Below are 24631 nucleotides of genomic sequence, written 5' to 3'. Positions count from 1 at the left end.
TATGAAAAGTATTCGCAGACAACAAGGTCACGCGGCGCTGGTTGTAGCGATAGTGGTGCCTGCGTTGTGGGGCTTGATGAGCCTCTCAATAGATGGTTCAAGAGCTATTCAGGACAAAGCCAGAATCGATGATGCTCTTGAAGCAGCTACGTTAGCTGTGGCGGCGAAAAATGACCCCAATGAAGATGAGCCTAGTGACCCTGATACCGGGTATATTTCTTTAGGGCAGGGCAGTAAAACTAACCAGACGATAACAAAAGCGTACCTTACACATTATCTGACCGATCTTGAATCTATCAAATCAATCGATATTGAGAAAAAAGACTGTGATTCGATACCAGAATGTGTCGATGGGGTAAAAAATGGTGAGCCTAGATATTATCGCTACACCATTTCAGCAACCACCAAGCATGACACATGGCTTCCCAATAACGCAGCTATGGGTGATAGCTTTGAAGTAAGTTCATCTGGTTCTTCAATCAAATATCAGAGTACTGCTATTGATGTCATTCTTGTATCCGATTTTTCAGGTTCTATGCAGGATTATTGGAGTGGAACCAAGAGAAAATATCTAAATATCATCGATATAATCAAAGCTGTGACGGATGAACTGGCGATATACAATAGCTACCAGAATATGGATACCAGCAAGGTCGCATTTGTTGGCTATAACGACAGCACTTACCAGTTTACCAGTACTGGTGAGTATTGGCAGGGCCCCTGGTGGTGGAGGCGTTTCTATAACCAAAAATATTGCAGACAGCAGTTAGCTAATTTCTCGATAGTCAGTACTTATAATATTTTTGATAGATCAGTTGGCTGTGTCGCTGATCATTATGTTTATATTGATGATGACGGTGATTTCATCAGAGCTACTCCTAGGAGCAACTATTTTTATGATCTGGCGTTAACGTCGGACTATACAACATTTAATGCTCAAATATCGCGCTTCTACCCTGCCAGTGGTACCGCATCCTATCAGGGATTGGTACGTGGCGCCCGAATTGCTGCGCAGGGAGATAATCCTAAACGGCTGATTATAATATTATCCGATGGTAAGGATAATGACCCCACAAAGACCGCCACGCTCGTTAACAATGGTTTATGTACGGAAATTACCGATTATCTGGATAGCCAAACCACTTCAGAAGGTAAAGAGGTACAGTCAACCATCGCTGTAATCGGATTTGACTATACCGTGAGTGAAAACCAGGCGTTAGAGGACTGTGTCGGCTCTTCAAATATCTACGAAGCGAAGAATGAGAAGGAAATTCTAAAACGAATCCTTGAGCTTATCAGCGACGAATTTGGCTATCTAGCAAACTAGTAATAGAAAGGAACATAAAATGTCAGAAAGGAACTTAAAATTAATACCGATACTGCTGATTGCAGCCTCTTCTGTTACTGGCGCATATGCAGATGAAATGAAAAGGGTAGATGACTCTATTAGCTTCTTCTGTGCCAAGAAAGAGGTGAACACTCAGGAGACGATGAAAGTAGGGCAGGCAACTCAGGTTAACCTGAATGCCGGCCCATTCGCTTTGCTGCAGTCAGAAAGCGACTATCAGGGAGCGTTAAATCTGGTGTCTGAAGAGATGCTTAAGATGGGAGTTACCTCTGAATGTGCGGAGTACTTGCTTTCCAAAGGGAATGTCAAAACCTATCAGGATGGTGACGTATTTGCTCGTGTCTACTTTGATTTCGATAAAGCGAATTTGACCCGTGAATCTCAGTACGTCCTTAACACTGTGATTCAGACTCTAGACAGTTCACCATCAGACCTTCTTTTAGAGGGGCACACGGACAGTACCGGTAGCAATGAATATAACTTCTCGCTGGGTTTGAAACGCTCAGAGGCTGCTAAGAGCTACCTTGCTAATGGTGGTGTCGATAAGTCGCGTATCACGGCAGTATCGAAAGGTGAAACCACGCCGATTGCCAGCAATAACACTGCCGATGGAAGAAAGCAGAACAGGCGGGTCGAGATAATTAAAGACACAAATAGTGAGTAACAATCAAACAAAAGGCTCGACCTGTCGAGCCTTTCTAAAACCAGCCTATATACTTTCTAACTTCAGTTTTTACATATATTTACATTTTCCATATTCTTATCACTAAATTTCGTTATATAACTCTAAAATATAATCTTTAGAATACTGCACCTAATTGAAGTAAATCTTTTAATGTGAATAATTAAATTTAGTGGTAACAACCGCTGGATTTATATTAATTCGAACTTAACACCGTATATTTCACTCTGTCTTAGCTACGTTGTTTAAAGTTGTTTAACTGTATGCGATTTGGTTAGATGGAGAGTTTTATATTGGGTTGATATAAATTTAAGGAACTTTCTGATAGCAGCTTTAGTATCATGCATTCTATTTGTGTGAATTGATTACCGATGATAAGCCTGTCTGAAATATATTAATCTATCTTTATTGATTTATTAGGGGTAAATAATGTTATTTTCAATTTGCGTTAAAGCAAGAGTAGCGTTGGAAAAATTTAAAAATGATGAGCGCGGCGTTACTGCAATTGAATATGCAGTAATCGGTGGTGCTATTGCTGGCGTACTTTTACTATTCTTTGGTACAGGAGGTGGAGATACAGGCATTACTGCTCAATTAACTGCAGCCTATGATAACTTGTTAAGTGCGCTTGGTGGTTCGCGGAGCAACTAAAATACAATATGGACATTATACTAAGAATAATTATTTTACTTGTATTAGTGTCCATCTGTATTTCTGACCTAAAAACCAACATTATTTCCAATAAGAAAATTATTGTTCTTATATTTGCTGTTTTTCTACATTGTCATATTAGTGAAAGTTATATTAATTTGATCTGGTTTCTTCCAGTGATTTTTTTTGGCATGCTCACTTGGTCTTTGGGATGTTGGGGGGCAGGAGATGCTAAATTAATGGCAGCACTATCGCCATTAATTAATCATGAAAATTATATTTTTACATTAGTTTTGGTATTGGCTTTGGGTTGTGTTCAAGTATTATTGATGATTGCTGTTTGTAAATTATCTGGCATGAATTTTCCAAAAAAAATTGCCTATGGTGTTCCTATATCTCTGGGATGCATGACAGTGTTTTTTTTACAGTAGCCGAGGTATAAATGAATTTAAAAATAATCCTACCAGCGGCTCTTATTGCTATTGGTTCAGGTCTATATGGCCTTAACCAAAGTCGGCAGCCACCACCTGAGCCAGCAGTTGTTTCAGCACCAATAAAAAAAGAAAACAAAATACGAGTTTGGACAAGCAAGCAGCAATTGGTTTCAGGTCAGAAAGTCATGCGCTCTGACTTAAAGGTCGAGCTATTGCCAGAAGAAACAGCCCATGCGCTAGGTGTAATCGAAAATATCTCGCTTGAGTTTATTCCATATATGGTCGCAGGGACAGATATAGAAGCGGGCGAGGTTGTCCGGCAGTCCAGTTTTGTTGGTCCGGATGATAATGACTATATTGATTTAACCATCTCAGATGGGATGGTTCCTTACGCGATAGAGGTGGATCCGCAAACCATCGTTGGTGGTTTAATCAAAAATGACTCTCTAGTAGACATTATCGCGCTGTCTTCAACCAACCAAAACCTGGCTATTGAATCAAGTGTTAACGGATACGAGTCGGTATCTATTTCTCCGGTGTTAATAGCTGTCCGGGTAATAAAAATTCAAAGCAAAGAAGCTGCCGATGAGTTAAAGGTTATTAACGACAGTTCTGGTGTCACTCTCATCATAGAACTGACCAGAAAGCAATTGGCAAGGTTACTTATTGCCAAAAACATCGCTCAACTGGAAGTTCATAAATCCGTAGGCAAAGCTCAGGCAGAGCTACTCAAAGCCAACTCTGGCGACGTATTACCAAGTTATAAAGCGATAAGAGAATATCGCTCCAGCGATTCAAAAATCAGATAAGGCGAACTATATGGATTCACGACTAAAGGGACTTCTGACCTGGGTGAGTGCAGTACTCATGTTGGTTAGTCAGCAGGCTCTCGCTGCAAAAATTGTCAATTTATCCGAGGGAGAGGCGCAGACCCTGAGCACATCTCAGGAGATTGGCTCAGTGTTCATATCGAATCCGGATGTGGCCGATTATCAGGTCATTGAGGACAACAAGGTTGTCTTTTTTGGGAAAAAAATAGGCAGCGCTTCCCTTCTGATTTTTGGCGAACAAGGCGAAACACTGATCAGCCGAAAACTGCTGGTGAACAAAAGCCTGGAGCATATTCAACAGCAAATACAGTTAAAGCACCCTAATGCGGATGTCGTCATTTATAACCTAGGTGAGCAAGCCGTGCTTAGCGGGATTGTTTCAACAGATCAGGAGCGTGAAGATATTTATAACCTGGCTGGTGAGTTGTTAGGCAAAAACGCTGAAGTTACAACCGTTGAGTGGGATCTTGGCGAAGAGAACTATGAAATGGACTTTATGCGAAAGTATAAGTTTGAAGGGCTAGTTAACAATATAGAAGTTGTTGCGACCAAGCAGGTCAATGTAAAACTCACGGTAGCAGAGGTTTCTCATTCGTTCCTAGAGAGCTTTGGTATACAACTGGGCAGTGAAGGGCAGGCTCCCGGTGTTTTTGTTGATTACCTAACTAACTTTAGCGCTGACGATATCCTCTCTGTTATTTCTGCTACTGGCAACGATAATGTAGGGCAGGTCCTAGCTGAGCCAAATCTTTCGGTAATTTCCGGTGAGACAGCAAGCTTTTTGGCTGGTGGGGAGTTACCTGTAGTCACCGTTTTAGACGGTGCTACAAGCGTTGAATACCGTGAATATGGTATTCGTCTCGAGTTGATGGCAAAAGTGCTAAGTGATGACAAAATAAAATTATCCATGATGCCAGAGGTAAGCGCTCTGGATAACACCTACAGTAACGCTTCTTATGACCTTCCTGCACTTACCACAAGAAGAGCGAGAACAACCGTTGAGCTTGGCGATGGTCAGAGCTTTGTATTAGGTGGCTTGCTGAGCACAGAAGAGCAAGAGACACTACAACGAATTCCTTATATCGGCGATATCCCTATCTTTGGTGCGCTTTTCAGACATACAGAAACAAAGCGTTATAAAACTGAGCTAATTATTGTCGCTACAGTGAACCTGGTACAGCCAGTTCAACCATCTAGCATACAGCTTCCAACCATGCATAAAACACATAATCTAAGGCGCTTCTTTGCAATTGAGCACCGCTATAAGCGGGCTGGCGACAAGTGGGCTGATCAAATCCTGGCAACAGGAGGATTCAAACAATGAGAAAACTATTACTTCCTCTAATCTGCATTGGACTGACGGCTTGTGCTGAGCGTGTGGACGAGCGCCGTGGTACTGAGCTGAAGGTAGTTCCAATTACTTATTCCATTGATATTGATATAAAAAGCAACAAGACCAGGCAAGCCTGGGATGAGCTGGATAAGTACGTGAACAAACACTGGGACATCATTGCTACTCAGGCCGTGAATATCTATTGGAGCAGTAAATCGGGTAAAAAACTGGCAGATAAATACGCCAACTATCTGCTAAGTAAGGGCATTGACAGCGAAAAGCTTTATGTAACTAAATCACCGGATCGGGGGACCGACCTGGAGTTTCCTGAGGACTTAAGGTTAGAAACCGTAGTGAACAAAGTGATAGTGAGTGCATGTGGTTATGAAGCCATTGGTAACTTTGGCAGAGAGGCCAATGGTTGTTATGTACAGAATGCCAGGTGGCAGTCAATGGTCAATCCAGAAAAAATGCTGATTAAAAAGTAAGTTACTCCAATGTTCGATTTAGCAGATATTCTTAAAACCGACCCAAATTCATCTTCCTCGTCGAAGCAGTCGGCTACGGACTCCTCGACGGTACTGTTTTATCAAACCGAAGACTGTCGTTCTCTTGTACTGGAGGCTCACCGTTTTGAAGGTATGCCTGAACCCGCGATACAACCTAACCATGAAGAAGATATCAAACAATATGTAAGAGATCGGAAGGTCGAAATCGTAATTCTCGAACTTAATGATAGCGAAGATGTTATCAAAGATGCGGAGAAGGTAAATCACCTATTACCAAACGATGCATCAGTCATAGTTGTGGGAAGTGAGGACGCCATTTCGACCATTCGAAATCTCAAACAGTTAGGGTTCTATTACCTTTTTTGGCCGATAACCAAGCAGGAATTGACCGAGTTTGTTAAAGGCGTTGCTGAAAACAGAAACCGTAATAAAGGTCTGGGTAAAAAAAGGATCGCCAAGCAGATCAGCTTTGTCGGCTGTAAAGGCGGAGTAGGTACTACGTTTCTTGCATCTGAAATCGGTTATGTGCTTTCTGAAGATAAAAGCTCTTCCTGTGTTATGGTGGATAACGCCTACCACGGCGGTAACCTGGATATCATGCTTGGCATAGAAAAATTCGAGAAACGTCAAGTTCGTTCGGGCAATTTTATCAGTAGCCTGGACAGTACGACATCGCAAAGCATGCTTACGCGCCAGTCAAAATTTCTTTCTGTGTTGTCATTGGCATCAGAAGATCTTCCGGATGAAGAGGTTCATTGTTATACCAAAACGGTAACTGAGTTCTTAGCTGAGGATGTCAACTTTATTCTTGATGATATCTCTTCATCATGTAGCCAGACGATCACCTATGAGATGGTAGCAGAACGCTCAGATTGTATCGTTTTGGTATTTAGTCCAACTGTTTCAGCGGTTAGAGAAGCAGCCAAAATACGTAAGCGTATTCTGGATGCCAGTAACAATGAAAAATTAAGACTGATCTTTGTATTAAACAGAACGATTCCTGACAGTTGTGCCACGGTGAGTCAGGAGGAGATCGACAAATTTTTGCGCCAACCTGTTGATGTGGAAATACCGTATGTAAAAAAACTAGATGCGCTTCTTCTTGATAATAAGCGGATTTGGCAACAGCGAGGAAAACCCGCAAAAGCCATAGAAAGGCTGGCATCCAAGATCATTGGTAAAGAAAAGAAAACCTCAGGTAGCTTTTTACCCTCATGGCTTAGGAGTTAGCCATGAGTGATGCAAAGGAGATCTATAAGCGTATTCGAAAACAGATTTTTGATGCGCTAGCACCTGAAGCAATAACCACGCTAACAAGCGCTCAGCTGGCTCAACAACTATCGAAAGCGGTTGACGTTCTGGTCGACAAAGATGGTTTATCTGTACCCACTATTTTACGCAACGAGTTTGTAAAAAGTCTTGTCGACGAACTTCAGGGGCTGGGGCCTTTACAGCCTTTGATGGAAGATGAATCCATTACCGACATTATGATCAATGGTGCGGAAAATGTGTTTATAGAGCGAAACGGCCTGGTAGACAAAGCTAACATTAGCTTTATCGATGAAGCCCAGTTGTTGGAAATCGCTAAACGAATCGCTAGCCGTATCGGCCGAAGGGTCGATGATTCACGTCCACTTTGTGATGCTAGGTTGTTGGACGGTAGCCGTGTGAATATCGTTATTCCACCAATCGCATTGGATGGCACCTCTATTTCAATTCGAAAATTTAAAAAGCAGTCGATTGATCTGCCTAAGCTAGTCGAATTTGGTGCAATGAGTCAGGAAATTGCTCAGCTGTTAATGATCGCTGCTCGGTGTCGCCTGAACATTCTGATATCCGGTGGTACTGGTTCCGGTAAAACCACCATGCTCAACGCTTTGTCTCAGTTTATCTCGCCTAAAGAAAGGATAGTGACTATTGAGGATGCGGCCGAATTAAGATTACTCCAACCCCATGTGGTGCGCCTGGAAACCAGAACCGCAGGTATTGAAAATACGGGCATGATCACCCAGAGAGATTTGGTTATTAACGCCCTGCGTATGCGGCCAGATCGAATCGTTGTAGGGGAGTGTCGTGGTGCTGAAGCGTTCGAAATGTTGCAGGCAATGAACACGGGTCACGATGGCTCTATGTCTACTCTCCATGCAAACACGCCACGAGATGCACTTGCGCGTGTGGAATCAATGGTAATGATGGCGACTAATAACCTACCCCTGGAAGCGATCAGAAGGAGTATTGTCAGCGCAGTGGATTTAGTGATTCAGGTTAGTCGACTGCATGATGGTAGCCGGAAAATTATGAGTATTTCAGAAGTGGTGGGGCTGGAAGGTTCAAACGTGGTTATGGAAGAAATTTTCCGCTTTAAGCCCAATCAGATTACTGCTGATGCTGAGCGTGTAGAAGGTAATTTCGTGACAGCTGGCTTAATGAAGCGTTCAGTTCTGGTCGAAAAATCCCGCTATTTTGGTTTAGAAAAACAATTGGATTCACTGTTTGCAGCACATGAGGTTCATACATGATCTATGTGTTGCTAGTTTGCTTCGGTGTCTTTCTGATTGTATTTGGCTTGTACACCCGGAAGCCAAAGCACAATTTTTTCGAGGAGTATAACCAAACCGTCAAGGTCTACAGCATGGCTGACGTTGACTCTGCAGTTGATCTCGATTCCTTATCAGGGCTGACTGCTCAAAAGAGGCTAAAACGATTTGTGAGCAACTTGATGACGCAGATCGGCAGTCTTGCTGTGATTAAACTAGGGCTTTTTTATTCAATAGTTGTAGTCATCGGTATTGAGGTGAATGAACGTTTTTTTCGGAGCAATATCTACCTGGTACTAACGTTGTGCCTGATAGCGTCGACGATAGCCGGGATTACCTGGCTGCAAAACCGAGAGAGAAAGAAATTTGAAGAGGCCTTTCCTGACGCGTTAAACATCCTTGCCAGTGCGGTTTCCTCTGGTGAAAGTATTATGCATGCCATTATTTATGTTGGAAAAAACCTGGATGGAGCGGTTGGCGCTGAGTTTAAGAAAATGGGAGACAGGCTACAGATGGGGGAACACCCTGAAGACGTGTTTCGAAAATCAGTGCAGCGATTCCCTTACCCTGCTTTCCAGTTTTTTGTCATTACATTGCGTGCCAATATGCAAAGAGGGGGACAGCTTAAAGAAATAATGACTAAACTAAATCGGGTCATGGCAAATGCTAAGGCTTTGGAAAAAAAGAAATATGCGTTAACGGCCGAAGCTCGGACATCAGCCAAAATTGTTGGAGTTATACCGTTTATCTTTCTGATTATTTTGCAGTACATATCCCCCCAAAACTACGAATTCATAATGTTTGATCCTGATGGTCGGCCCATTCTTTTCTACATGTTAATAAGTGAAGCAATCGGGTTAGTTATTGTATGGGGATTAATGCGAGGGGTTAGATAATGAACGCTTCTTACGCTCAATTAGCCTTTCTACTCCTACTCGTCCTGGGTGTTTTTTTGATGGCTATTTCTTCGATATCAGCTCTAAAAAGAAGAAAAAACTGAATAACCTTGGTCTGATAACGGAAGATTCCAAAAAACAAAGACACAACTTACTTCATAAGTACAGTTTAGCGGTCACCGGGCTGGTTGCTGCTTCAAAGGATGAAATTGAGGCTAAACTTTGGGCCGCAGGAATATACAACACGCGTTGGTCGTACCTGTTTCTTCCGTTGAAGTACACTCTATTGGCACTGGGTGTTGTTGCATCAGTTGCCCTATTCTTACACGGCAGTAATGAGCCTAGGAAAGTTATCCTAGGAGGCTTGTTTTGGATTATTGCGGTGATCATTCTGCCGGATATGTACCTATCTGCTCGTGCAAACAAAATCAGAACCCAAATTTCCAACCAATTACCCTATCTTCTTGACCTTATGGCGGTGTGTGTTCAAACCGGAATGACGATTGAGTCTACTATGGGGTATCTATCTGGCGAGATTGCGGGCTTTGATAAAAACCTGGCTTACTTGCTTAAGAAAACCAATGATAGAGCCAGAATTGTTGGATTGGGTACCGCATTAGATGAATTATATGAAAGAGTTCCTACTCCTGAAGTAAGAAGCTTTGTCATGACCATTAACCAAAGCCTGCAGTATGGCTCATCTATCTATCAGGTTTTGACAACACTAGCGACCGATATTCGTGAAGCTCAGATGTTAGGGTTGGAAGAGAAGGTCGGAAAGCTGTCAGCAAAGATGTCGGTCCCGCTGGTGCTGTTTATTATGTTTCCGATCGTCATTCTGATCATTGCTCCAAGTGTGGTGAGGTTAATGTGATGAGATGGTTATTTATACTGCCTGTGGTGTTATTACTGTGTGGATGCGTTACCTCTACGACTCAAACTCAGCAGGAGCTTGCGGACAATGCCAGTTTTAAATCTCGCGAAGAGCTTCTGTTAAGTACCAATAATACAGGCAAGCTGATTGAGTTCTATAAAGAATCACTTCGCAAGCAAGAGTCCTCAGATATCCGAATTAAGTTGATCTCAGCTTATGTTGATGCTAAGGATTATGACTCTGCTGCGTTTCATGTAGAGCAAATTATCCCTGACTCTGCACAACAAACTAAGGTGTTATTTCTTAGGGCGAAAATAGACTTTTCTAAGGGCAAGGTTGAGTCTGCTTATCGCCATGCAGTGAAAGCCTTACAGTTAGAACCTAGGATGGCTGAGGCAGAAAACTTACTAGGTCTAATATGGGCAGAAAAAGGCGATTACCAAAAATCTCGCTACTATTTTCTACAAGCAAGAAAGCACTTCTACGATGATATAACCATAAAAAACAACCTGGCAGTTCTTGACCTGATTGAGGGCAACTATCAAGAAGCTGTCGGTCGGCTTTATTCTATCTATGAAAAGGGTAATGAAGATACCGAGGTGCTATCCAACCTGGTACTGGCATACGCAAAATTGGGGATGTACAAGCCCCTGGAGGAAGTACTAAAAACGAAAGGCTATACGACAAATCAGGCTCAGAAAATTTATATTGCACTTCGAAAAACGAATAGCGAAATCAATCACCAGGAAGTATCACTGCGAAATGATCGTAAGCCTGCAAAAGGCGAAATCAGGCATTCAGAAGCAAGAGCAATAGATACGATTGTTTTAGAAGAGGTTGAGCAATGAGACGTCAAAAAAGAAAAATTGCAGGCGTTGTCAGTATCGAGTTTGCTCTAAGCTTCATGGCTTTTTGGACCCTATTAATGGGGTGGTTTGAAGCTAACTATATCTCTTATATCTCTTCGGTATGTGATTACGCCATCGCTCAATCCTCACGCAAGGCAAAGAAAGAGGGGGAAGACTACCTGACGGTGTTTAAAGAAACTTTATACGGTGTCGGCGAAGGTGGCGATGGTGCGTTTTGGGGTAAGTTGCTTGAAAAAGAAAAGTTCAAGATCAGAGTGAGTTATGTGAATGATCTACCTACCCTTGAGATGCAAATGGCTCCATGCAAGTCCCCAACTATTTCTGGTGCAGCAGCAGAGGCTATATGCGGCGAGGAGACTTTGCAGGCCATCGCTATTTATTACATCACCTACGACTATGGCGGTCTTTTTACCTTCTTGACTAGTGGGAACACGGTGTTTGCCAGAGAAGTGATTGTTATTCAAGAATATCAAAGGTCTGCGTTTTGATTAGCTCAGTAAAACGGAAGCAAAAAGGCGCATTTGTGGTTGAATTTGCCATCCTAAGCTTAGTTTTAGGCGCGCTTTTTCTGTTTTCAATCGATGTGACTATAAAGTTATCGATTAAAGGCAAATTGGACAGGCTCTCTTTTTCAGTGGCGAGTTTGGCCAAGGAAAGAACTCAGTTATACGGTGGGAACTTTAACCTGACGCAAGCACAAGCAGATCAGTTATTTATTATCGCGTCTAATTCCCTAAAACGAACAGTAGCAGATTTTGATCGTGATAATGATGGTGTCGAACCACGATTTGGGATGGTTATCGAAGAGGTTGTCGATTTAGGGTTTGGCCCGATTTACACCCCGTTTCATTATAAGCAATCGGCAGTTGGCAGTGATACTGGTTGCCCGCTTCCCCTGACATTGGAGCAAATAGAACAAGATGAGACAAGCCGATTAAGTGTTGAGACCACCTGGAATCGCATTAGTCCAATATACAGAGTGACACTCTGCTGGGATACCGAGGATTTTGTTTCGTCTGTTTTAGGTGTTGGCTTTTCAACGGTCGTTTCCGGTTCTTCGATTCCGGGGAGGTAAATATGAGAAACATCCGAAAACAGAAGGGACATGCAGCCTTGATTGTGGCTATTGTATTCCCTGCCTTATGGATGATGATGAGTTTGGCTACCGATGGCTCCAGAGCACTACAAAGCAAAGCAAGGTTGGATGATGCTATTGAAGCGGCAACCTTAGCTGTAGCTGCGAGAAATGACCCCAATGTTGATGATAGTGCTGACAACAGTGATTTTACTTATCTTGGGAAAGGCAGTAAATCAAATCAGACCATCGCTAAGGCGTATGTAAGTCACTATATGACGGATATGAGTAACATTATTTCTCTGGATATAGAAAAAGAAGAATGTAAAGACATAGACGAATGTGTGAAAGGACTCGCAAAGGGGGCCCACAATATTATCAATTTACTATTAAGGCCCGCACCAAACATGATACATGGTTGCCAATAGAAACCACATTTGGCGACGACTTTCAGGTTGCTTCTTCTGGTTCTGCGATTAAATACCAGAGCTCTGCAATCGATGTTGTACTGGTTTCTGACTATTCCGGCTCTATGTACAATTACTGGAGCGGTACAAAAAGAAAGTACCTAAACCTGGTCGACATCATCAAAGGTATTACAGATGAACTCGAGCGTTATAATAGTTTCGACTATATGGGGGATAGTTACGTGGCCTTTGTGGGGTATAACCATAAAACCAGCCATTTAGCTTACTCTGGGAGATTTTACTACAACGAGGAAATTTACAATCGAATTCTTTGTTTAAAGAAACCCGTTTGGTTTAATGAGAATAGTTTTACGGAAGCCCAGATTTTTCAGGAGCAAACAGGCTGTAGTGACCTAATAAGACTTTATATAGATAATCATGGAAGAATAATAAAGGCGCAGCATGATTTTGATGATCTATATGAGGATTATCCGTTTTATTTTTACGATTTACCCTTAACCAAAGATTATGCGACATTTAATAAACATATATCAGATTTTTACCCCGAACACGGTACTTCTTCTTATCAGGGCCTGGTCAGAGGGGCGCAGTTGGCTGCAAAAGGATCCAACCCGAGGCGTTTAATCATCCTGTTATCAGATGGTTTAGACAACTCTAGATATACCTCTTCGTTACTGGTTAATAACGGGCTTTGTACCAAGATTACGAGTTACCTGAACAAGTTAGAGGTAGACCCTGATGGTGATGGTCGATATGAAAATGTGTCTTCTACCATAGCGGTTATTGGCTTTAATTACGAGGTCTCGAAAAATACAGCACTTAGAGATTGTGCTGGAGAATCTAATGTATACAAAGCTCTGAATCAGGATGAGGTTTTACAACGAATCCTGGAGCTTATCAGTGATGAATTTGGCTACTTGAAAAACTAGTAATAGAAAGGAACAAAACATGTCAGAAAGGAACTTAAAATTAATACCGATACTGCTGATTGCAGCCTCTTCTGTTACTGGCGCGTATGCGGACGAGATGCAAAGAGTAGATGACTCTATTAGCTTCTTCTGTGCAAAGAAAGAGGTGAACACTCAGGAAACGATGAAAGTAGGGCAGGCTACCCAGGTTAATCTGAATGCCGGGCCTTTTGCTTTGTTGCAGTCAGAAAGTGATTATCAGGGAGCGTTAAATCTGGTGTCTGAAGAGATGCTAAAAATGGGGGTGACATCAGAGTGTGCGGAATACCTGTTATCAAAAGGCAGCGTGAAGATGTATCAGGATGGCCATGTATTTGCCAGGGTCTACTTTGACTTCGATAAAGCGAATTTGACCCGTGAATCACAGTATGTCCTTAACTCAGTGATTCAGACTCTAGACAGTTCACCATCAGACCTTCTTTTAGAGGGGCACACGGACAATATCGGTAGCAACGAATATAACTTCTCTCTGGGTTTGAAGCGCTCAGAGGCTGCTAAGAGCTACCTTGCCAACGGTGGTGTCGAAAAGTCGCGTATCACGGCAGTATCGAAAGGTGAAACCACGCCGATAGCCAGCAATAACACTGCCGATGGAAGAAAGCAGAACAGGCGGGTCGAGATAATTAAGGCTACTGAAGCTGAGTAGCTAGATGTCTAGCGGCTCTTTGATAGAGCTGGACTGGAGTTATAACAAGGTCTATCATCCCGCTAGCCGCGGGCCTGCTAAATCAGGGATCCACATTATTATTAATCCAGATTCCCGCCTTCGCGGGAATGGCGGTGCAAAGAGCCGTCATCAGTAGTGAAATGGCTATTCTTAATAAAGTGATCTATCTGCTTTATCGCTTCAGAGCTAAAATAAAATCTCGAGTGGCTATTTTTAGTTTCAACATGATCCGTCATCCCATCTATCTTTGTCTCTTCGACGGTGACGGTTCCGTCACAGCTGTCACTACCAATTAATATAGGGCGAACCCCCACGGATACGTTGCCGGTAATGCTTCCAAGCAATTGTGGATAGTCCCAGGTATCTTCATGAAGCTCTAACCCGTGCTCTACAGAGTTGCCGAGCATCGCTCCCAATCCTAACCCCTGAAGCTTCTCGGCAATTGAAGCGCCTTTAATAGGGAGGCGAGGGCAATGACATGGGAAATTTTCTCGACCGGAGGTTTACGTGAGGCTAAATAACGTTTAATCATAATGCCACCGAGGCTATGCCCTAATAGCACGTTTTCCGAATCTTCCAGTGCGTTGTCTATATCCTGAAATAGTTCTTCTTCATTGATCGAGACAGTGTTATAGCTGACGATTTGAGTAGAATAACCCAGAGCCTGTAGCTTCTGGCTTAAAGGCTGCATTACCACACCGTGCATATAGAGACCATGTAAGATAACTATGTTCACACTACTTCCTTCTTTAGCATAACCCTGAAATTATTATATGGTGATTTGATAGCGGGGCAATGGAGTCACGGAAAAAATTCGTAGAGGGACAAGTTTTAGTATGAAAAAATGGCCTCCAATGGAGGCCAAAGAGCAAAACATCGAGGGGGTACAGTTTTTAGTTTTGCGTTAAAAATCAGCTTAATGCTTCTGCAATAAGGCTAATCGGGTGGATACAGTCTAGTTTCGTGTTTTCTTCTATCTGCCATTTACAGGTTTCGCAATCGGTGATGGCATAATCGGCATCTGAGCTGTTTATTTGCTCAAACAGACTTGCGCCAATTCTCATAGAAACGTCGTAGTTTTCTTCTTTAAAGCCATACGTTCCAGCAAGACCACAGCACTCACTGTCGAGTACAACGACATTTAAGCCAGGAATCATCTTAAGCAGTTCGATGGTAAACACGTTTTCACCGCTACGCTCGAGGTGACAAGGCGTGTGATAAACAATAGTCTTATTCAAAGGCTTCATCTTAGGTATGTTTCCATTCATAAATTCCTGAAGTAAGAAACGGCTGAAGAAGCTGATTTTGTTGACGACTTTATCGTTGTTCACACCTAGAACGTGCGGATATTCGTCCTGTAGCGTAAAACAACAGGTTGAAGAGGTTGAAAGGATCGCCTGAGTTTCACCTTCCACTGCTTTTTCCAGGTTCTTAACGTTAAACTCTGCGTTCTTCTTCGCTTTAGCATGGAAGCCGTTAGCGATTAACGGAACACCACAACACTTTTCCTTATCCAGCAGCTGAACGCCATAGTCCATTGCGTTCATTACTTTTAGGAAGTCCTTACCAAGCTGTGGGTGGTTATAATTAACATAACAGCCATGGAAGTAGCTCACGTGTTTTTGGTATATCGACTGGTCTGGTGCTTTTTTCTTATACCAGCCGCGGAATGTTCCGTGAGAGTACTTAGGTAGTGACTTATGGTCGTGAACCCCAATGGTTTTATGCATCACCTTTTTAACAAGAGGAATTTCAGTCATCTTGTTAACGATAGAGCCAACTGGCGTTGCTATTGAGCCAAACAGATCGGTATGACTTAATACAAAGTCCCGAACGGTTTTAGGGTTCACTGGTTTTTTGCCATGCTCACCACGAGCAACGGCAATAATGTCACCAATGCGAACGCCTGAAGGACATGCAGTTTCACAGCGTTTGCAGTTGGTACATAGTTTTAAAATATCATCGTAAAAATCCGGGCTCTTAATACGCAGACGTTCGCCGTCTGGTCCACATTGTTTAGGTCCTGGATATTCAGGGTTTGCTTTGGCGACAGGGCAGTACACGGTACAAACGGTACACTTGATACAGTGATCAAACGTAGTATCGCGATTGTCGACAGGATCTATTGATCTGGTTGGGATTCTTTGGGCGATGTTCATGCTGTCGCCTCCTTCATATGCATTTCTTGTTGTAACTCCTGAAGGATATTGTCTACGGCATTGCACGCAGTACTAATAGCAACACCGCTACCGCAGCCGTGTGCGACAGGGTTGTAATCAGCCAGAATGGAACCTGCACAGAACAGGTTGTTCACCTTCTTGCCTTCAACAAAAGGTAAGAACCTTTCATCTGTCTTTACGCCGAATCCTAGGAATGCATGAGGACTCTGACTGAAGAAGTCGTTCTGGTGCCATTCTGAGCGTTTACCGATATCACACATATCAAGATTGAATACCGGCTCAATGATGTTTTGCTGGTGGGCGACTAATCCTTTGCTGAAGAAGCTACCCGTTGCGAATATAAAGTGGTCTGCTCCCAAAGTAAGGTCACCCATTTTCTTGGTGTGGATTCTGGTCAGTTTCAGTTCGCCATCGCGCTCTTCGAAATTACCTTTTAGTACTTCGTCACCCTTATGTAGGCTACCGCCATTCTTAATAAACGAGCGCATCAGCACATCTTCAATTCTTATACCTAACAGTGAAGGAGGCATAGTAGGAACTTCATGGAACTGAAGGTTAGTGTACTCTTTCAGCTTGCCCATCAGCCTGAGCCCATCGCCATTACCCATAATGGAAGGCAGTACAACCAGATCATCAGGGTTAGCAGCGTTGGTTAGCTGATTAGCGAACTCTTTAAATTGGACTTCGTCTCTCAATATTCTTGAAATATCAATGGAGCGAAAATCGCATGGGTTACGGTTAAGTTGTCCAAACGCTGTCAGACTAATACTGGCGTTTCGAATCTCAATACCATTAAACTCTGCGTATCTTCCGATATTATCCTTCGCGATTTGAGGCTGGAAATCTCTGAATCCATCCATAGAGATCATGATGATTCGCTTGATGCCTTCCAGAGCCTTAAAGTCAAAGTCGATTTGCTTAACAAAAGGTTGTGACAACCAGGTTGGCTTAAGTGTGCCCATCGTCGAGATACGGTAATGATTATCACCGTTATCCTGCTTATACAATGGTAAGCCTTGCTGCTCCATTTTCTGTTGGAACCAGTTAAGTGCTTCTTCTACTTTTGTTGCACCAAGCTTTGCATACGGGTGAGAAGGAAGCTCGCTTTCCAACTTTTTAATCGTTTTAAGCGGCTTTCTTATCGGCTTGTTTGTTACAGGCGAATGTGTAAGTAGGTCAATCGAGCCTGACGAGAAGTGCAGAGCACTCTGTCCACTACTGATTACCGCTGTTTTAAGGCCGTTTTCCAGACATTTAAGAGCTGCTGAGTAGCCTGCAACACCACCGCCAATAATTATTACGTCGTAGTTCATCATAGTGTTATTCTTCCTCTACATGGCTGAGCATTGAAGTTTGCTCAGGCGGCACATCGCCTGCGCCAAATAGACCTTCGTAGATCCAGTAGCTGAATTCGGCTTCCCTAAGAGCATCGCCCCAGAAGATTGGTTTAATGCCTTTCCATCGTTCTTCTAGGAAATCAACCAGTAGCTGGCCTGATTCGTGTCCGCTGATATCGCCATACTCTTTAAACAGGCTCGCAGCACGGTATGTACATAGTTCACCCTGACATGGTCCCATGCCTAAACGTGTACGACGGCGCAGATCGACCAGATTGTGTACGTCTAGTTTCTTAATCGCGTACTCGATCTCACCGGCAGTAACCATTTCGCATTCGCAGATAATGGCCTGGCTTTTTGGTTGTTCAGATAAGAAAGACATAGCGCGCTCGCCGTGTCTGTATATAGCAGACTCATAAACAGGCTTGGCGATACTTGCTGTTCGTTTCACTTGCTTAGGTGTTTCATTTGAGCCTGGAAGTGGCTTGATATGAGTTTCACACTCTTTGGTGTTACCCAGTTTCTTAGCAACAGTGTCCGTCGCCATTTCAGCCATTAAGCGGTAGGTCATTAACTTACCACCGGTAATGGTTGTCAGGCCTTTCAGTCCATCGCGCTCCTGATGGTCAAGAAGGACGATACCACGGCTGATATTTCGGCCACTGCCGTCATCATCTACGGCTACCAATGGTCTTACACCTGCATAGGCGCGAAGTACCCTGGTGTTGTTCATGATCGGGGCCAGTTTGGCACCTTCTTCCAGTAGAACATCAACTTCATCAGCAGTTACGTGCAGGTCATCAATCTGGTCATAATCAATGTGTTCGGAAGTGGTTCCAATAAGCGCAATCGTATCGCCTGGAACCAAGATATCTGCGTCTGCCGGTTTACGACAGCGGTTGATAACCAGATTGTTGATTCGGTAATCCAGAATAAGTAGTGAGCCTTTAGCAGGGAACATCTTAATGTTCAGATCCGCGTACTCGCAGATATTTTGTCCCCAAATGCCCGCTGCGTTGATCACTTCATGAGCGAATACCTGAAAAGGAAGCTTGGTGCGGACATTCATACAGTTCACGCCAATAACCTGATCACCTTCTCGGATAAGCGAGGTCACTATTGAATGACTAAAGAGACGAGCGCCGTGTTCTTTTGCATCAAGAACGTTAGAAGCACAGAGTCTGAAAGGGTCTAGTGTGCCGTCAGGTACTTTTACCGCACCAAGTAACTCTGGGTTGGTGTTTGGTTCGAGCATTAACGCTTCTTTAGGCGTTAGTCTCTGAGTTTCGATTCCCGCTGACTGACATGACTCTACAAAAGTGTCTTGAAAATTAATGTCATCTTCTGGCAGCGTGATAAATAAGCCTTCGGTGTCTTCTACGCAGTGTCTCGCGATTTTTTTGAGAATCATGTTTTCCTGAATACACTCTTTCGCTGAGTGTTGATCAGTAACCGCATAACGCGCACCTGAGTGTAAAAGACCATGGTTTCGACCAGTAGTGCCGGAAGCTAAATCATCTTTTTCCAGCAAGATGCAGTCAATGCCCCGCAAGGCACAGTCTCGCATGATGCCTGTTCCTGTCGCACCACCGCCTATAATAATGACTTCGGTTTCGTATCGAGCTGTAGGTTTCATTGCCATCTCACAAAAATAATTTACGCACGAATAGTGTGCCATTTATTTGCGATCTAATTAGCGATTTTGCTCACAAATGTTCGTTCGAGCATTAATACTGAATGGTTAATGTGACAATAATTGCGGATAGGAATCCATTTATTAAGCACTTATGGGGATAAACGAAAAAAACCAGCCGGTTAAAGCTGGTTTTCTGAATGATTCTTTTGGAAGTAATTACGCTATTTCAAGCTGAATCTCATTTTCTTTTAGCGCCGTGCAGATTTCTTCTGGTGGCGTTTCGTCGGTAATCACCAGGTCGACCTCTTCTATACCACCGAGTTTAACCATAGCGTTTCTTCCGAACTTACTGTGGTCAACACCTAATAGAACACAGCGACTATTTTCGATAATGGATTTCTTAACACGAACTTCATGGTAGTCGAAATCAAGGAGAGAACCGTCGAAGTCAATACCACTAATACCGAGAATGCCGAAATCCAATCGGAACTGGGAGATAAAGTCCATCGTAGCTTCGCCGGTCACACCACCATCGCGGCTTCGTACCTCGCCACCTGCTAGAATTACCTTAAAATCTTGTTTTACCATAAGAATAGCGGCGGCGTTAATATTGTTGGTGACAATTCGGAGATTACTGTGATTAACCAGAAGCGCCTTCGAGATAGCTTCAGGAGTCGTACCTATATCTATAAAGAGGGTTGCACCGTTGGGGATATGTTCGACAAGCTTAGCAGCGATACGCTCCTTTTCACCTTGGTTCGAAACTTTTCGGGTTTGATAAGAAGAGTTCTCTGAACTGGTTACAATGGTCGCGCCACCATGATTTCGCTTTATTTTGTTAGCATCTGCTAGTTCATTAAGGTCTCGCCTGATGGTTTGAGGGCTAACATCAAACTTCTCTACTAAATCTTCCGTGCTCACATAACCTTGTGTTTTTACCAGCTCTATAATTTCCTGGTGCCGTTTTACTGCTTTCAAGAGCTACTCTCCAGTTTTTGCTTACTGCTAACTTAATTGATTTTACTGTTTATTGGCAAAATTGAAAACGATAAATGAAGTTATATAGAATTATTGCAAATGTTGCTCGATTGTGAACATTTAAAGTTCTTATTCAGTCTTATATAGTGTTTTAGCGCTAATTATATTCTCCTAAAGGGGCATTTATAGGAAACTGTGCTTCATTTAACAAATTTGAACATAGTTTGAACATTTTTAATGTTCGTACGCACATTTGCGATCTGAGCGCATTTTCGTATTCGCTCTTTTGGATATCATTATCCCCACACTATCATCGTGGGATAGTGAAAAAACGTTCAAAGGGAAATAATTATGGCTAATAAAAAAGACCATACACTGATGGGACAGTGTATTTCGGAATTCATCGGTACCGGTTTACTTATATTCTGGGGTGCTGGTTGTGTTGCAGCTCTAGTTCTTGCAGGCGCTCCTCTGGGGCATTGGGAAATCTGCATTATCTGGGGTTTAGCAGTTGCACTGGCGGTTTATGCTACAGCGGGTGTATCCGGCGCGCATATTAACCCAGCGGTAACCATCGCATTAGCAGCGTTCCATGGCTTTGAGAAGCACAAAGTAGTTCCATACATTGTTTCTCAGGTTGCGGGGGCGTTCTGTGCAGCAGCATTAGTTTACGCATTATATGCAAACTTATTTGTTGAATGGGAAGTGGCTAACGGCGTTGCCAGAAACACTCCTGAAGCATTAGCAACAGCAGGTGTATTCTCCACATACCCTAACCCTTCTCTATCATTTGGTGGTGCTGTACTTGTTGAGTTTGTAATCACTGCGGTTCTAATGTTCGGTATCCTTGCTCTTGTTGATGAGAAAAATGGTGGACCGAACGGTGCAATGGTTCCTCTACTAATCGGCCTATTGGTTGCGACTATTGGTGGCGCAATGGGTCCTCTAACAGGTTTTGCAATGAACCCTGCTCGTGACTTTGGCCCTAAACTGTTCGCATTCCTTGCTGGATGGGACTACGCACTGACTGGTGCGAAAGATATTCCTTACTTTATTGTTCCTATTCTTGCTCCTATCGGCGGTGCACTACTTGGCGGATGGCTATATCCGAACATGGTAGGTAAATACGCTCCAGGTGTAGCACCTGAAGAGGAAGAAGTAAGTGCAAAAAAAGAAGCCGCTGCTGAAGAAAAAGCAAACGCTTAACTAATCAAATAACGTGAAATTAAAGAATTATACTTCTAATAAAAGTGAAACGAAGGACTCACCTATGACTAAGAAATATATTGTTGCTCTGGATCAGGGAACCACAAGCTCCCGTGCGGTTGTTCTGGATCATGATGCGAACATTGTAAGTGTTGCACAGCGTGAATTTACTCAAATCTATCCTGAAGCAGGTTGGGTTGAGCACGATCCAATGGAAATCTGGGCAACTCAGAGCTCAACTCTTGTAGAAGCTCTAGGTCAAAAAGGTATTCGCTCTGACGAAATCGCTGGTATCGGTATTACTAACCAGCGTGAAACCACTATCGTGTGGAACAAAGAGACTGGTGAACCTGTATATAATGCGATTGTATGGCAGTGTCGTCGTACTGCATCTATGTGTGATGAGCTGAAGACTCGCGAAGGTCTTGAAGCTTACATCAAAGAAAACACAGGTCTGGTTCTTGACCCATACTTCTCTGGTACAAAAGTTAAGTGGATTCTGGATAACGTTGAAGGTGCACGTGAACTAGCTGAAGAAGGTAAACTGCTATTCGGTACAGTTGATACCTGGCTAGTTTGGAAGATGACTCAGGGACGTGTACACGTTACTGATTACACTAACGCATCTCGTACTATGCTATTTAACATCAATACTCTTCAGTGGGATGAGAAGATCCTTAAAGAGTACGACATCCCATTGTCTATGATGCCAGAAGTTAAGAATTCTTCTGAAGTATACGGCGAAACTAACATCGGTGGTAAAGGCGGTACTCGTATCCCTGTTGCTGGTATTGCTGGTGACCAGCAAGCTGCACTATTCGGTCAGATGTGTGTAGAACCAGGTCAGGCTAAGAACACATACGGTACTGGTTGTTTCCTACTAATGAACACTGGTAAAGAGAAAGTAACGTCTCAGAATGGCTTGCTTACTACTCTTGCTTGTGGTCCTAAAGGTGAAGTTGCATACGCACTTGAAGGTTCAGTATTCATGGGTGGTGCGTCTATCCAGTGGCTACGTGATGAAATGAGACTTCTGAACGATGCGAAAGACTCAGAGTACTTCGCAACTAAGATCGATTCTTGTAATGGTGTTTACGTTGTTCCTGCATTTGCTGGCCTTGGTGCTCCTTACTGGGATGCATACGCTCGCGGTACTATCGTAGGTATGACGCGTGGTACAGGTCGCAACCATATCATTCGTGCGACTCTAGAAAGTATTGCTTACCAAAGCCGCGATGTTATCGACGCTATGCAGGCTGACTCTAACATCAAACTAGAAATCCTACGTGTTGATGGTGGTGCAGTAGCGAACAGCTTCCTGATGCAGTTCCAGTCTGACATTCTGGATACTAAGGTACTTCGTCCGAAAGTAACGGAAGTTACAGCGCTTGGTGCGGCATATCTTGCGGGTCTGGCTGTAGGTTTCTGGGATAGCATCGATGATGTATCTGACAAAGCTGAAATCGATAAGACGTTCGAGCCTTCACACGATGAAGAAAAACGCGCAGAGCGTTATAACGGTTGGAAACGTGCGGTACGCGGTGTACGCGCATGGTCTGAAGCAGAATAATAATCTAAACCTTTGTTCCTAAGCTTAATTGCCCCGCTGAGCGGGGCTTTTTTTGTTCTATGGGAATCACCTGCTCCTCGCTCCTCCTGCCTTTCTAGATTTTAATCTACCTTGGGATATCACCTGGTGATTACCGTGCAGTAGATAGCAACCAGTGAGCCACACTTCGCCAAAGGAAATATGTGATTTATGCCATAACACTGAAAAGTCATGATGAAGTTATTGGTGCAGTTAGCTTCCCAGCGTTAGAAGATGGACTTGGAACTCTTGGCTACTGGTTAGGGAAGGATAATGAAAGGTCAAATAGTAGAATGGAATGATAAAAAAGGTTACGGATTTATTTCTGCATTGAATGGTGAACTAATAGCCTTTATCCACGTATCGTCTGTAAAAAATATAAATCGACGTCCTAAATTAAATGATGCAGTTACCTTTGATATTGTTGAAACAGAAAAAGGGCGATTCAATGCTGAAAACGTAGAAATACTAGGTTTAGGTGGTTTTCCTATGAACGTATTATTTGCTACGACATTTTTGGTGTTCGCTAGTGGGTCCGTGCTGGTGCTTGACGGAGAAGTAATACTTATACCTTTGTACCTAGCTTTAAGCTTACTCACATATTTGATGTATGCTTGGGATAAGCAAGCGGCGTTAGATGGCAAGCGGAGGACGCCGGAAAATACCCTTCATATATTGTCACTGATAGGTGGTTGGCCGGGGGCATTGTTGGCCCAATTTCTATTGCGCCATAAGTCGAGGAAGCAGCCGTTTAAGTTTGTCTTGTGGGTTACTATCGTAATGAATATTTGCATGTTTATATGGCTATTCACTGATTCAGGAAGGAATCTTGTTCAAAGCGTATTGAACAGTATTTAACTTAAGGAACTTTCCAAGTAGGTTTTTACGAAAAACGAATAATTGCTTACAACCCCAAATCTAACTAAGTTTTAGCGTGGGCTACCGAACAAGGAAGGTGTGAATGTACAAACAAATTATCGACTTTTGGTTTTCCGAGCTTGAACCAAAACAGTGGTGGATAAAGGATCTGGGGTTTGACCAAATGATCCTATCGCGATTTGGTGAACTCCATAATCAGGCTAAAGCGGGTGAACTGTTTCAGTGGCGCGAAACCGCGCTAGGAAGCCTTGCTGAAGTTATCGTTCTCGATCAGTTTTCTCGCAATATCTATCGTGATAAGCCAGAATCTTTCGCGTGTGATGCAATGGCATTAGCACTGTCTCAGATCGCTGTTTCCAAAGGTTTAGATTCGGAACTACCACAAACGCAAAGAGTATTTCTCACATGCCGTTCATGCATAGTGAATCAAAGCTCATCCACACTGAGGCGGTGAAGCTATTCGAATCGCTTGGGTCGGAAGGTAAAGGAAACCTCGATTTTGAGCATAAGCACAAAGCGATTATCGACCGCTTTGGTCGTTACCCTCATCGAAATCGAATCCTTTGTCGAGAATCCACAGAAGAAGAGATAGAGTTTCTGAAATTACCCAACTCAGGGTTTTAGATGTGTTTTTCTGCGCAGAAAATGCGTACAAGGATAAGGGAAGGGCCTTCCGAAGAAGGCCCTATTTATTAGCACAAAGAAAAAAGGATATGGCTAAAAATA

The 24631-nt window shown here is 43.1% G+C and carries 24 protein-coding genes and 3 pseudogenes; 22 read left to right on the top strand and 5 right to left on the bottom strand.

Annotated elements, in window-relative coordinates; all coding sequences use genetic code 11:
- The first annotated feature begins 1 nt into the window (after position 1).
- From P7F88_RS07695 to P7F88_RS07615, 17 genes are all read left to right on the top strand, one after another.
- Positions 2-1327: a TadE/TadG family type IV pilus assembly protein gene (locus P7F88_RS07695; protein ID WP_277823395.1), complete on the top strand. Its 1326-nt coding sequence runs from the start codon at positions 2-4 to the stop codon at positions 1325-1327.
- 19 nt (positions 1328-1346) lie between these two features.
- Positions 1347-2012: an OmpA family protein gene (locus P7F88_RS07690; protein ID WP_277823392.1), complete on the top strand. Its 666-nt coding sequence runs from the start codon at positions 1347-1349 to the stop codon at positions 2010-2012.
- Positions 2013-2459: 447 nt separating this feature from the next.
- Positions 2460-2681, top strand: a complete 222-nt coding sequence (locus tag P7F88_RS07685) for a Flp family type IVb pilin (protein ID WP_277823391.1) — start codon at positions 2460-2462, stop codon at positions 2679-2681.
- 8 nt (positions 2682-2689) lie between these two features.
- Entirely contained in the window at positions 2690-3112 is a 423-nt protein-coding gene (locus tag P7F88_RS07680) for a prepilin peptidase (RefSeq protein ID WP_277823389.1), read from the top strand.
- Positions 3113-3123: 11 nt separating this feature from the next.
- A complete protein-coding gene (gene cpaB / locus P7F88_RS07675) occupies positions 3124-3924 on the top strand; it encodes a Flp pilus assembly protein CpaB (RefSeq protein WP_277823388.1) in 801 nt (266 codons plus the stop codon).
- Positions 3925-3934: 10 nt separating this feature from the next.
- Positions 3935-5269 carry a type II and III secretion system protein family protein gene (locus tag P7F88_RS07670; RefSeq protein WP_422127631.1) on the top strand — a complete coding sequence of 445 codons (1335 nt, stop codon included), beginning with the start codon at positions 3935-3937 and terminating at the stop codon, positions 5267-5269.
- Positions 5266-5766, top strand: a complete 501-nt coding sequence (locus P7F88_RS07665) for a hypothetical protein (RefSeq protein WP_277823386.1) — start codon at positions 5266-5268, stop codon at positions 5764-5766. Before P7F88_RS07670 ends, P7F88_RS07665 begins: the two co-directional genes overlap by 4 nt.
- A 9-nt stretch (positions 5767-5775) precedes the next feature.
- Positions 5776-7017: a CpaE/TadZ family protein gene (locus P7F88_RS07660; protein WP_277823385.1), complete on the top strand. Its 1242-nt coding sequence runs from the start codon at positions 5776-5778 to the stop codon at positions 7015-7017.
- Between the two features lie 2 nt (positions 7018-7019).
- Positions 7020-8306, top strand: coding sequence for a TadA family conjugal transfer-associated ATPase (locus P7F88_RS07655; RefSeq protein WP_277823383.1), 1287 nt, complete (start codon positions 7020-7022; stop codon positions 8304-8306).
- Positions 8303-9220, top strand: a complete 918-nt coding sequence (locus P7F88_RS07650; RefSeq protein WP_277823381.1) for a type II secretion system F family protein — start codon at positions 8303-8305, stop codon at positions 9218-9220. Before P7F88_RS07655 ends, P7F88_RS07650 begins: the two co-directional genes overlap by 4 nt.
- A gap of 271 nt (positions 9221-9491) precedes the next feature.
- On the top strand, positions 9492-10094 hold the full coding sequence (locus P7F88_RS07645; RefSeq protein WP_277823379.1) for a type II secretion system F family protein: 603 nt from the start codon (positions 9492-9494) through the stop codon (positions 10092-10094).
- Positions 10094-10942, top strand: coding sequence for a tetratricopeptide repeat protein (locus tag P7F88_RS07640; protein WP_277823377.1), 849 nt, complete (start codon positions 10094-10096; stop codon positions 10940-10942). The genes P7F88_RS07645 and P7F88_RS07640 overlap by 1 nt, the downstream gene beginning before the upstream one ends.
- Positions 10939-11451 (top strand): TadE family protein, encoded by a 513-nt coding sequence (locus tag P7F88_RS07635; protein WP_277823375.1) that lies wholly within the window; start codon positions 10939-10941, stop codon positions 11449-11451. Before P7F88_RS07640 ends, P7F88_RS07635 begins: the two co-directional genes overlap by 4 nt.
- Positions 11448-12038 carry a tight adherence pilus pseudopilin TadF gene (gene tadF / locus P7F88_RS07630; protein ID WP_277823373.1) on the top strand — a complete coding sequence of 197 codons (591 nt, stop codon included), beginning with the start codon at positions 11448-11450 and terminating at the stop codon, positions 12036-12038. Before P7F88_RS07635 ends, tadF begins: the two co-directional genes overlap by 4 nt.
- 2 nt (positions 12039-12040) lie before the next feature.
- On the top strand, positions 12041-12466 hold the full coding sequence (locus P7F88_RS07625) for a TadE/TadG family type IV pilus assembly protein (RefSeq protein ID WP_277823371.1): 426 nt from the start codon (positions 12041-12043) through the stop codon (positions 12464-12466).
- Positions 12457-13395: a vWA domain-containing protein gene (locus P7F88_RS07620; protein ID WP_277823369.1), complete on the top strand. Its 939-nt coding sequence runs from the start codon at positions 12457-12459 to the stop codon at positions 13393-13395. Before P7F88_RS07625 ends, P7F88_RS07620 begins: the two co-directional genes overlap by 10 nt.
- Before the next feature lie 19 nt (positions 13396-13414).
- Positions 13415-14080 carry an OmpA family protein gene (locus tag P7F88_RS07615; RefSeq protein ID WP_277823367.1) on the top strand — a complete coding sequence of 222 codons (666 nt, stop codon included), beginning with the start codon at positions 13415-13417 and terminating at the stop codon, positions 14078-14080.
- Positions 14081-14181: 101 nt separating this feature from the next.
- Here P7F88_RS07615 and P7F88_RS07610 read toward each other — a convergent pair.
- The 5 genes and pseudogenes from P7F88_RS07610 to P7F88_RS07590 all read right to left on the bottom strand — a co-directional run bounded on the left by P7F88_RS07610 (position 14182) and on the right by P7F88_RS07590 (position 20232).
- A pseudogene (locus P7F88_RS07610) lies at positions 14182-14837 on the bottom strand (esterase/lipase family protein).
- Between the two features lie 175 nt (positions 14838-15012).
- The gene (gene glpC / locus P7F88_RS07605) at positions 15013-16260 is read right to left on the bottom strand and encodes an anaerobic glycerol-3-phosphate dehydrogenase subunit GlpC (RefSeq protein WP_277823365.1); all 1248 of its coding nucleotides are present in this window, start codon (positions 16258-16260) and stop codon (positions 15013-15015) included.
- Positions 16257-17597 carry a glycerol-3-phosphate dehydrogenase subunit GlpB gene (glpB, locus tag P7F88_RS07600; protein ID WP_277823363.1) on the bottom strand — a complete coding sequence of 447 codons (1341 nt, stop codon included), beginning with the start codon at positions 17595-17597 and terminating at the stop codon, positions 16257-16259. Before glpB ends, glpC begins: the two co-directional genes overlap by 4 nt.
- 4 nt (positions 17598-17601) lie before the next feature.
- Entirely contained in the window at positions 17602-19254 is a 1653-nt protein-coding gene (gene glpA, locus P7F88_RS07595; protein WP_277823361.1) for an anaerobic glycerol-3-phosphate dehydrogenase subunit A, read from the bottom strand.
- Between the two features lie 216 nt (positions 19255-19470).
- Positions 19471-20232 carry a DeoR/GlpR family transcriptional regulator gene (locus P7F88_RS07590; protein WP_277823359.1) on the bottom strand — a complete coding sequence of 254 codons (762 nt, stop codon included), beginning with the start codon at positions 20230-20232 and terminating at the stop codon, positions 19471-19473.
- Between the two features lie 351 nt (positions 20233-20583).
- Here P7F88_RS07590 and P7F88_RS07585 point away from each other — a divergent pair, with 351 nt between their 5' ends.
- From P7F88_RS07585 to P7F88_RS07565, 5 genes and pseudogenes are all read left to right on the top strand, one after another.
- A complete protein-coding gene (locus P7F88_RS07585) occupies positions 20584-21438 on the top strand; it encodes an MIP/aquaporin family protein (protein ID WP_422127624.1) in 855 nt (284 codons plus the stop codon).
- Positions 21439-21502: 64 nt separating this feature from the next.
- On the top strand, positions 21503-23008 hold the full coding sequence (gene glpK / locus P7F88_RS07580; RefSeq protein ID WP_277823357.1) for a glycerol kinase GlpK: 1506 nt from the start codon (positions 21503-21505) through the stop codon (positions 23006-23008).
- Positions 23009-23184: 176 nt separating this feature from the next.
- Positions 23185-23292: pseudogene (locus P7F88_RS25785) on the top strand (GNAT family N-acetyltransferase); the annotation flags it as partial.
- Between the two features lie 7 nt (positions 23293-23299).
- Positions 23300-23884 carry a DUF1294 domain-containing protein gene (locus tag P7F88_RS07570; RefSeq protein ID WP_277823355.1) on the top strand — a complete coding sequence of 195 codons (585 nt, stop codon included), beginning with the start codon at positions 23300-23302 and terminating at the stop codon, positions 23882-23884.
- A gap of 103 nt (positions 23885-23987) precedes the next feature.
- Positions 23988-24529 (top strand): annotated as a pseudogene (locus P7F88_RS07565) (DUF924 family protein).
- Positions 24530-24631: the final 102 nt, after the last annotated feature.

The sequence above is a fragment of the Vibrio hannami genome (assembly GCF_029589055.1).
GTDB classification, from domain to species: Bacteria; Pseudomonadota; Gammaproteobacteria; order Enterobacterales; family Vibrionaceae; genus Vibrio; species Vibrio hannami.
Note: the sequence above shows the minus strand (reverse complement) of the source record. Positions and strands in the feature narration are given on the sequence as shown.

Coding starts and splice junctions, on each gene's coding strand:
- P7F88_RS07695 (WP_277823395.1), top strand. CDS start 2: ATGAAAAGTATTCGCAGACAACAAGGTCACGCGGCGCTGGTTGTAGCG.
- P7F88_RS07690 (WP_277823392.1), top strand. CDS start 1,347: ATGTCAGAAAGGAACTTAAAATTAATACCGATACTGCTGATTGCAGCC.
- P7F88_RS07685 (WP_277823391.1), top strand. CDS start 2,460: ATGTTATTTTCAATTTGCGTTAAAGCAAGAGTAGCGTTGGAAAAATTT.
- P7F88_RS07680 (WP_277823389.1), top strand. CDS start 2,690: ATGGACATTATACTAAGAATAATTATTTTACTTGTATTAGTGTCCATC.
- cpaB (WP_277823388.1), top strand. CDS start 3,124: ATGAATTTAAAAATAATCCTACCAGCGGCTCTTATTGCTATTGGTTCA.
- P7F88_RS07670 (WP_422127631.1), top strand. CDS start 3,935: ATGGATTCACGACTAAAGGGACTTCTGACCTGGGTGAGTGCAGTACTC.
- P7F88_RS07665 (WP_277823386.1), top strand. CDS start 5,266: ATGAGAAAACTATTACTTCCTCTAATCTGCATTGGACTGACGGCTTGT.
- P7F88_RS07660 (WP_277823385.1), top strand. CDS start 5,776: ATGTTCGATTTAGCAGATATTCTTAAAACCGACCCAAATTCATCTTCC.
- P7F88_RS07655 (WP_277823383.1), top strand. CDS start 7,020: ATGAGTGATGCAAAGGAGATCTATAAGCGTATTCGAAAACAGATTTTT.
- P7F88_RS07650 (WP_277823381.1), top strand. CDS start 8,303: ATGATCTATGTGTTGCTAGTTTGCTTCGGTGTCTTTCTGATTGTATTT.
- P7F88_RS07640 (WP_277823377.1), top strand. CDS start 10,094: ATGAGATGGTTATTTATACTGCCTGTGGTGTTATTACTGTGTGGATGC.
- P7F88_RS07635 (WP_277823375.1), top strand. CDS start 10,939: ATGAGACGTCAAAAAAGAAAAATTGCAGGCGTTGTCAGTATCGAGTTT.
- P7F88_RS07625 (WP_277823371.1), top strand. CDS start 12,041: ATGAGAAACATCCGAAAACAGAAGGGACATGCAGCCTTGATTGTGGCT.
- P7F88_RS07615 (WP_277823367.1), top strand. CDS start 13,415: ATGTCAGAAAGGAACTTAAAATTAATACCGATACTGCTGATTGCAGCC.
- glpC (WP_277823365.1), bottom strand. CDS start 16,260: ATGAACATCGCCCAAAGAATCCCAACCAGATCAATAGATCCTGTCGAC.
- glpB (WP_277823363.1), bottom strand. CDS start 17,597: ATGATGAACTACGACGTAATAATTATTGGCGGTGGTGTTGCAGGCTAC.
- glpA (WP_277823361.1), bottom strand. CDS start 19,254: ATGAAACCTACAGCTCGATACGAAACCGAAGTCATTATTATAGGCGGT.
- P7F88_RS07585 (WP_422127624.1), top strand. CDS start 20,584: ATGGCTAATAAAAAAGACCATACACTGATGGGACAGTGTATTTCGGAA.
- glpK (WP_277823357.1), top strand. CDS start 21,503: ATGACTAAGAAATATATTGTTGCTCTGGATCAGGGAACCACAAGCTCC.
- P7F88_RS07570 (WP_277823355.1), top strand. CDS start 23,300: ATGAAAGGTCAAATAGTAGAATGGAATGATAAAAAAGGTTACGGATTT.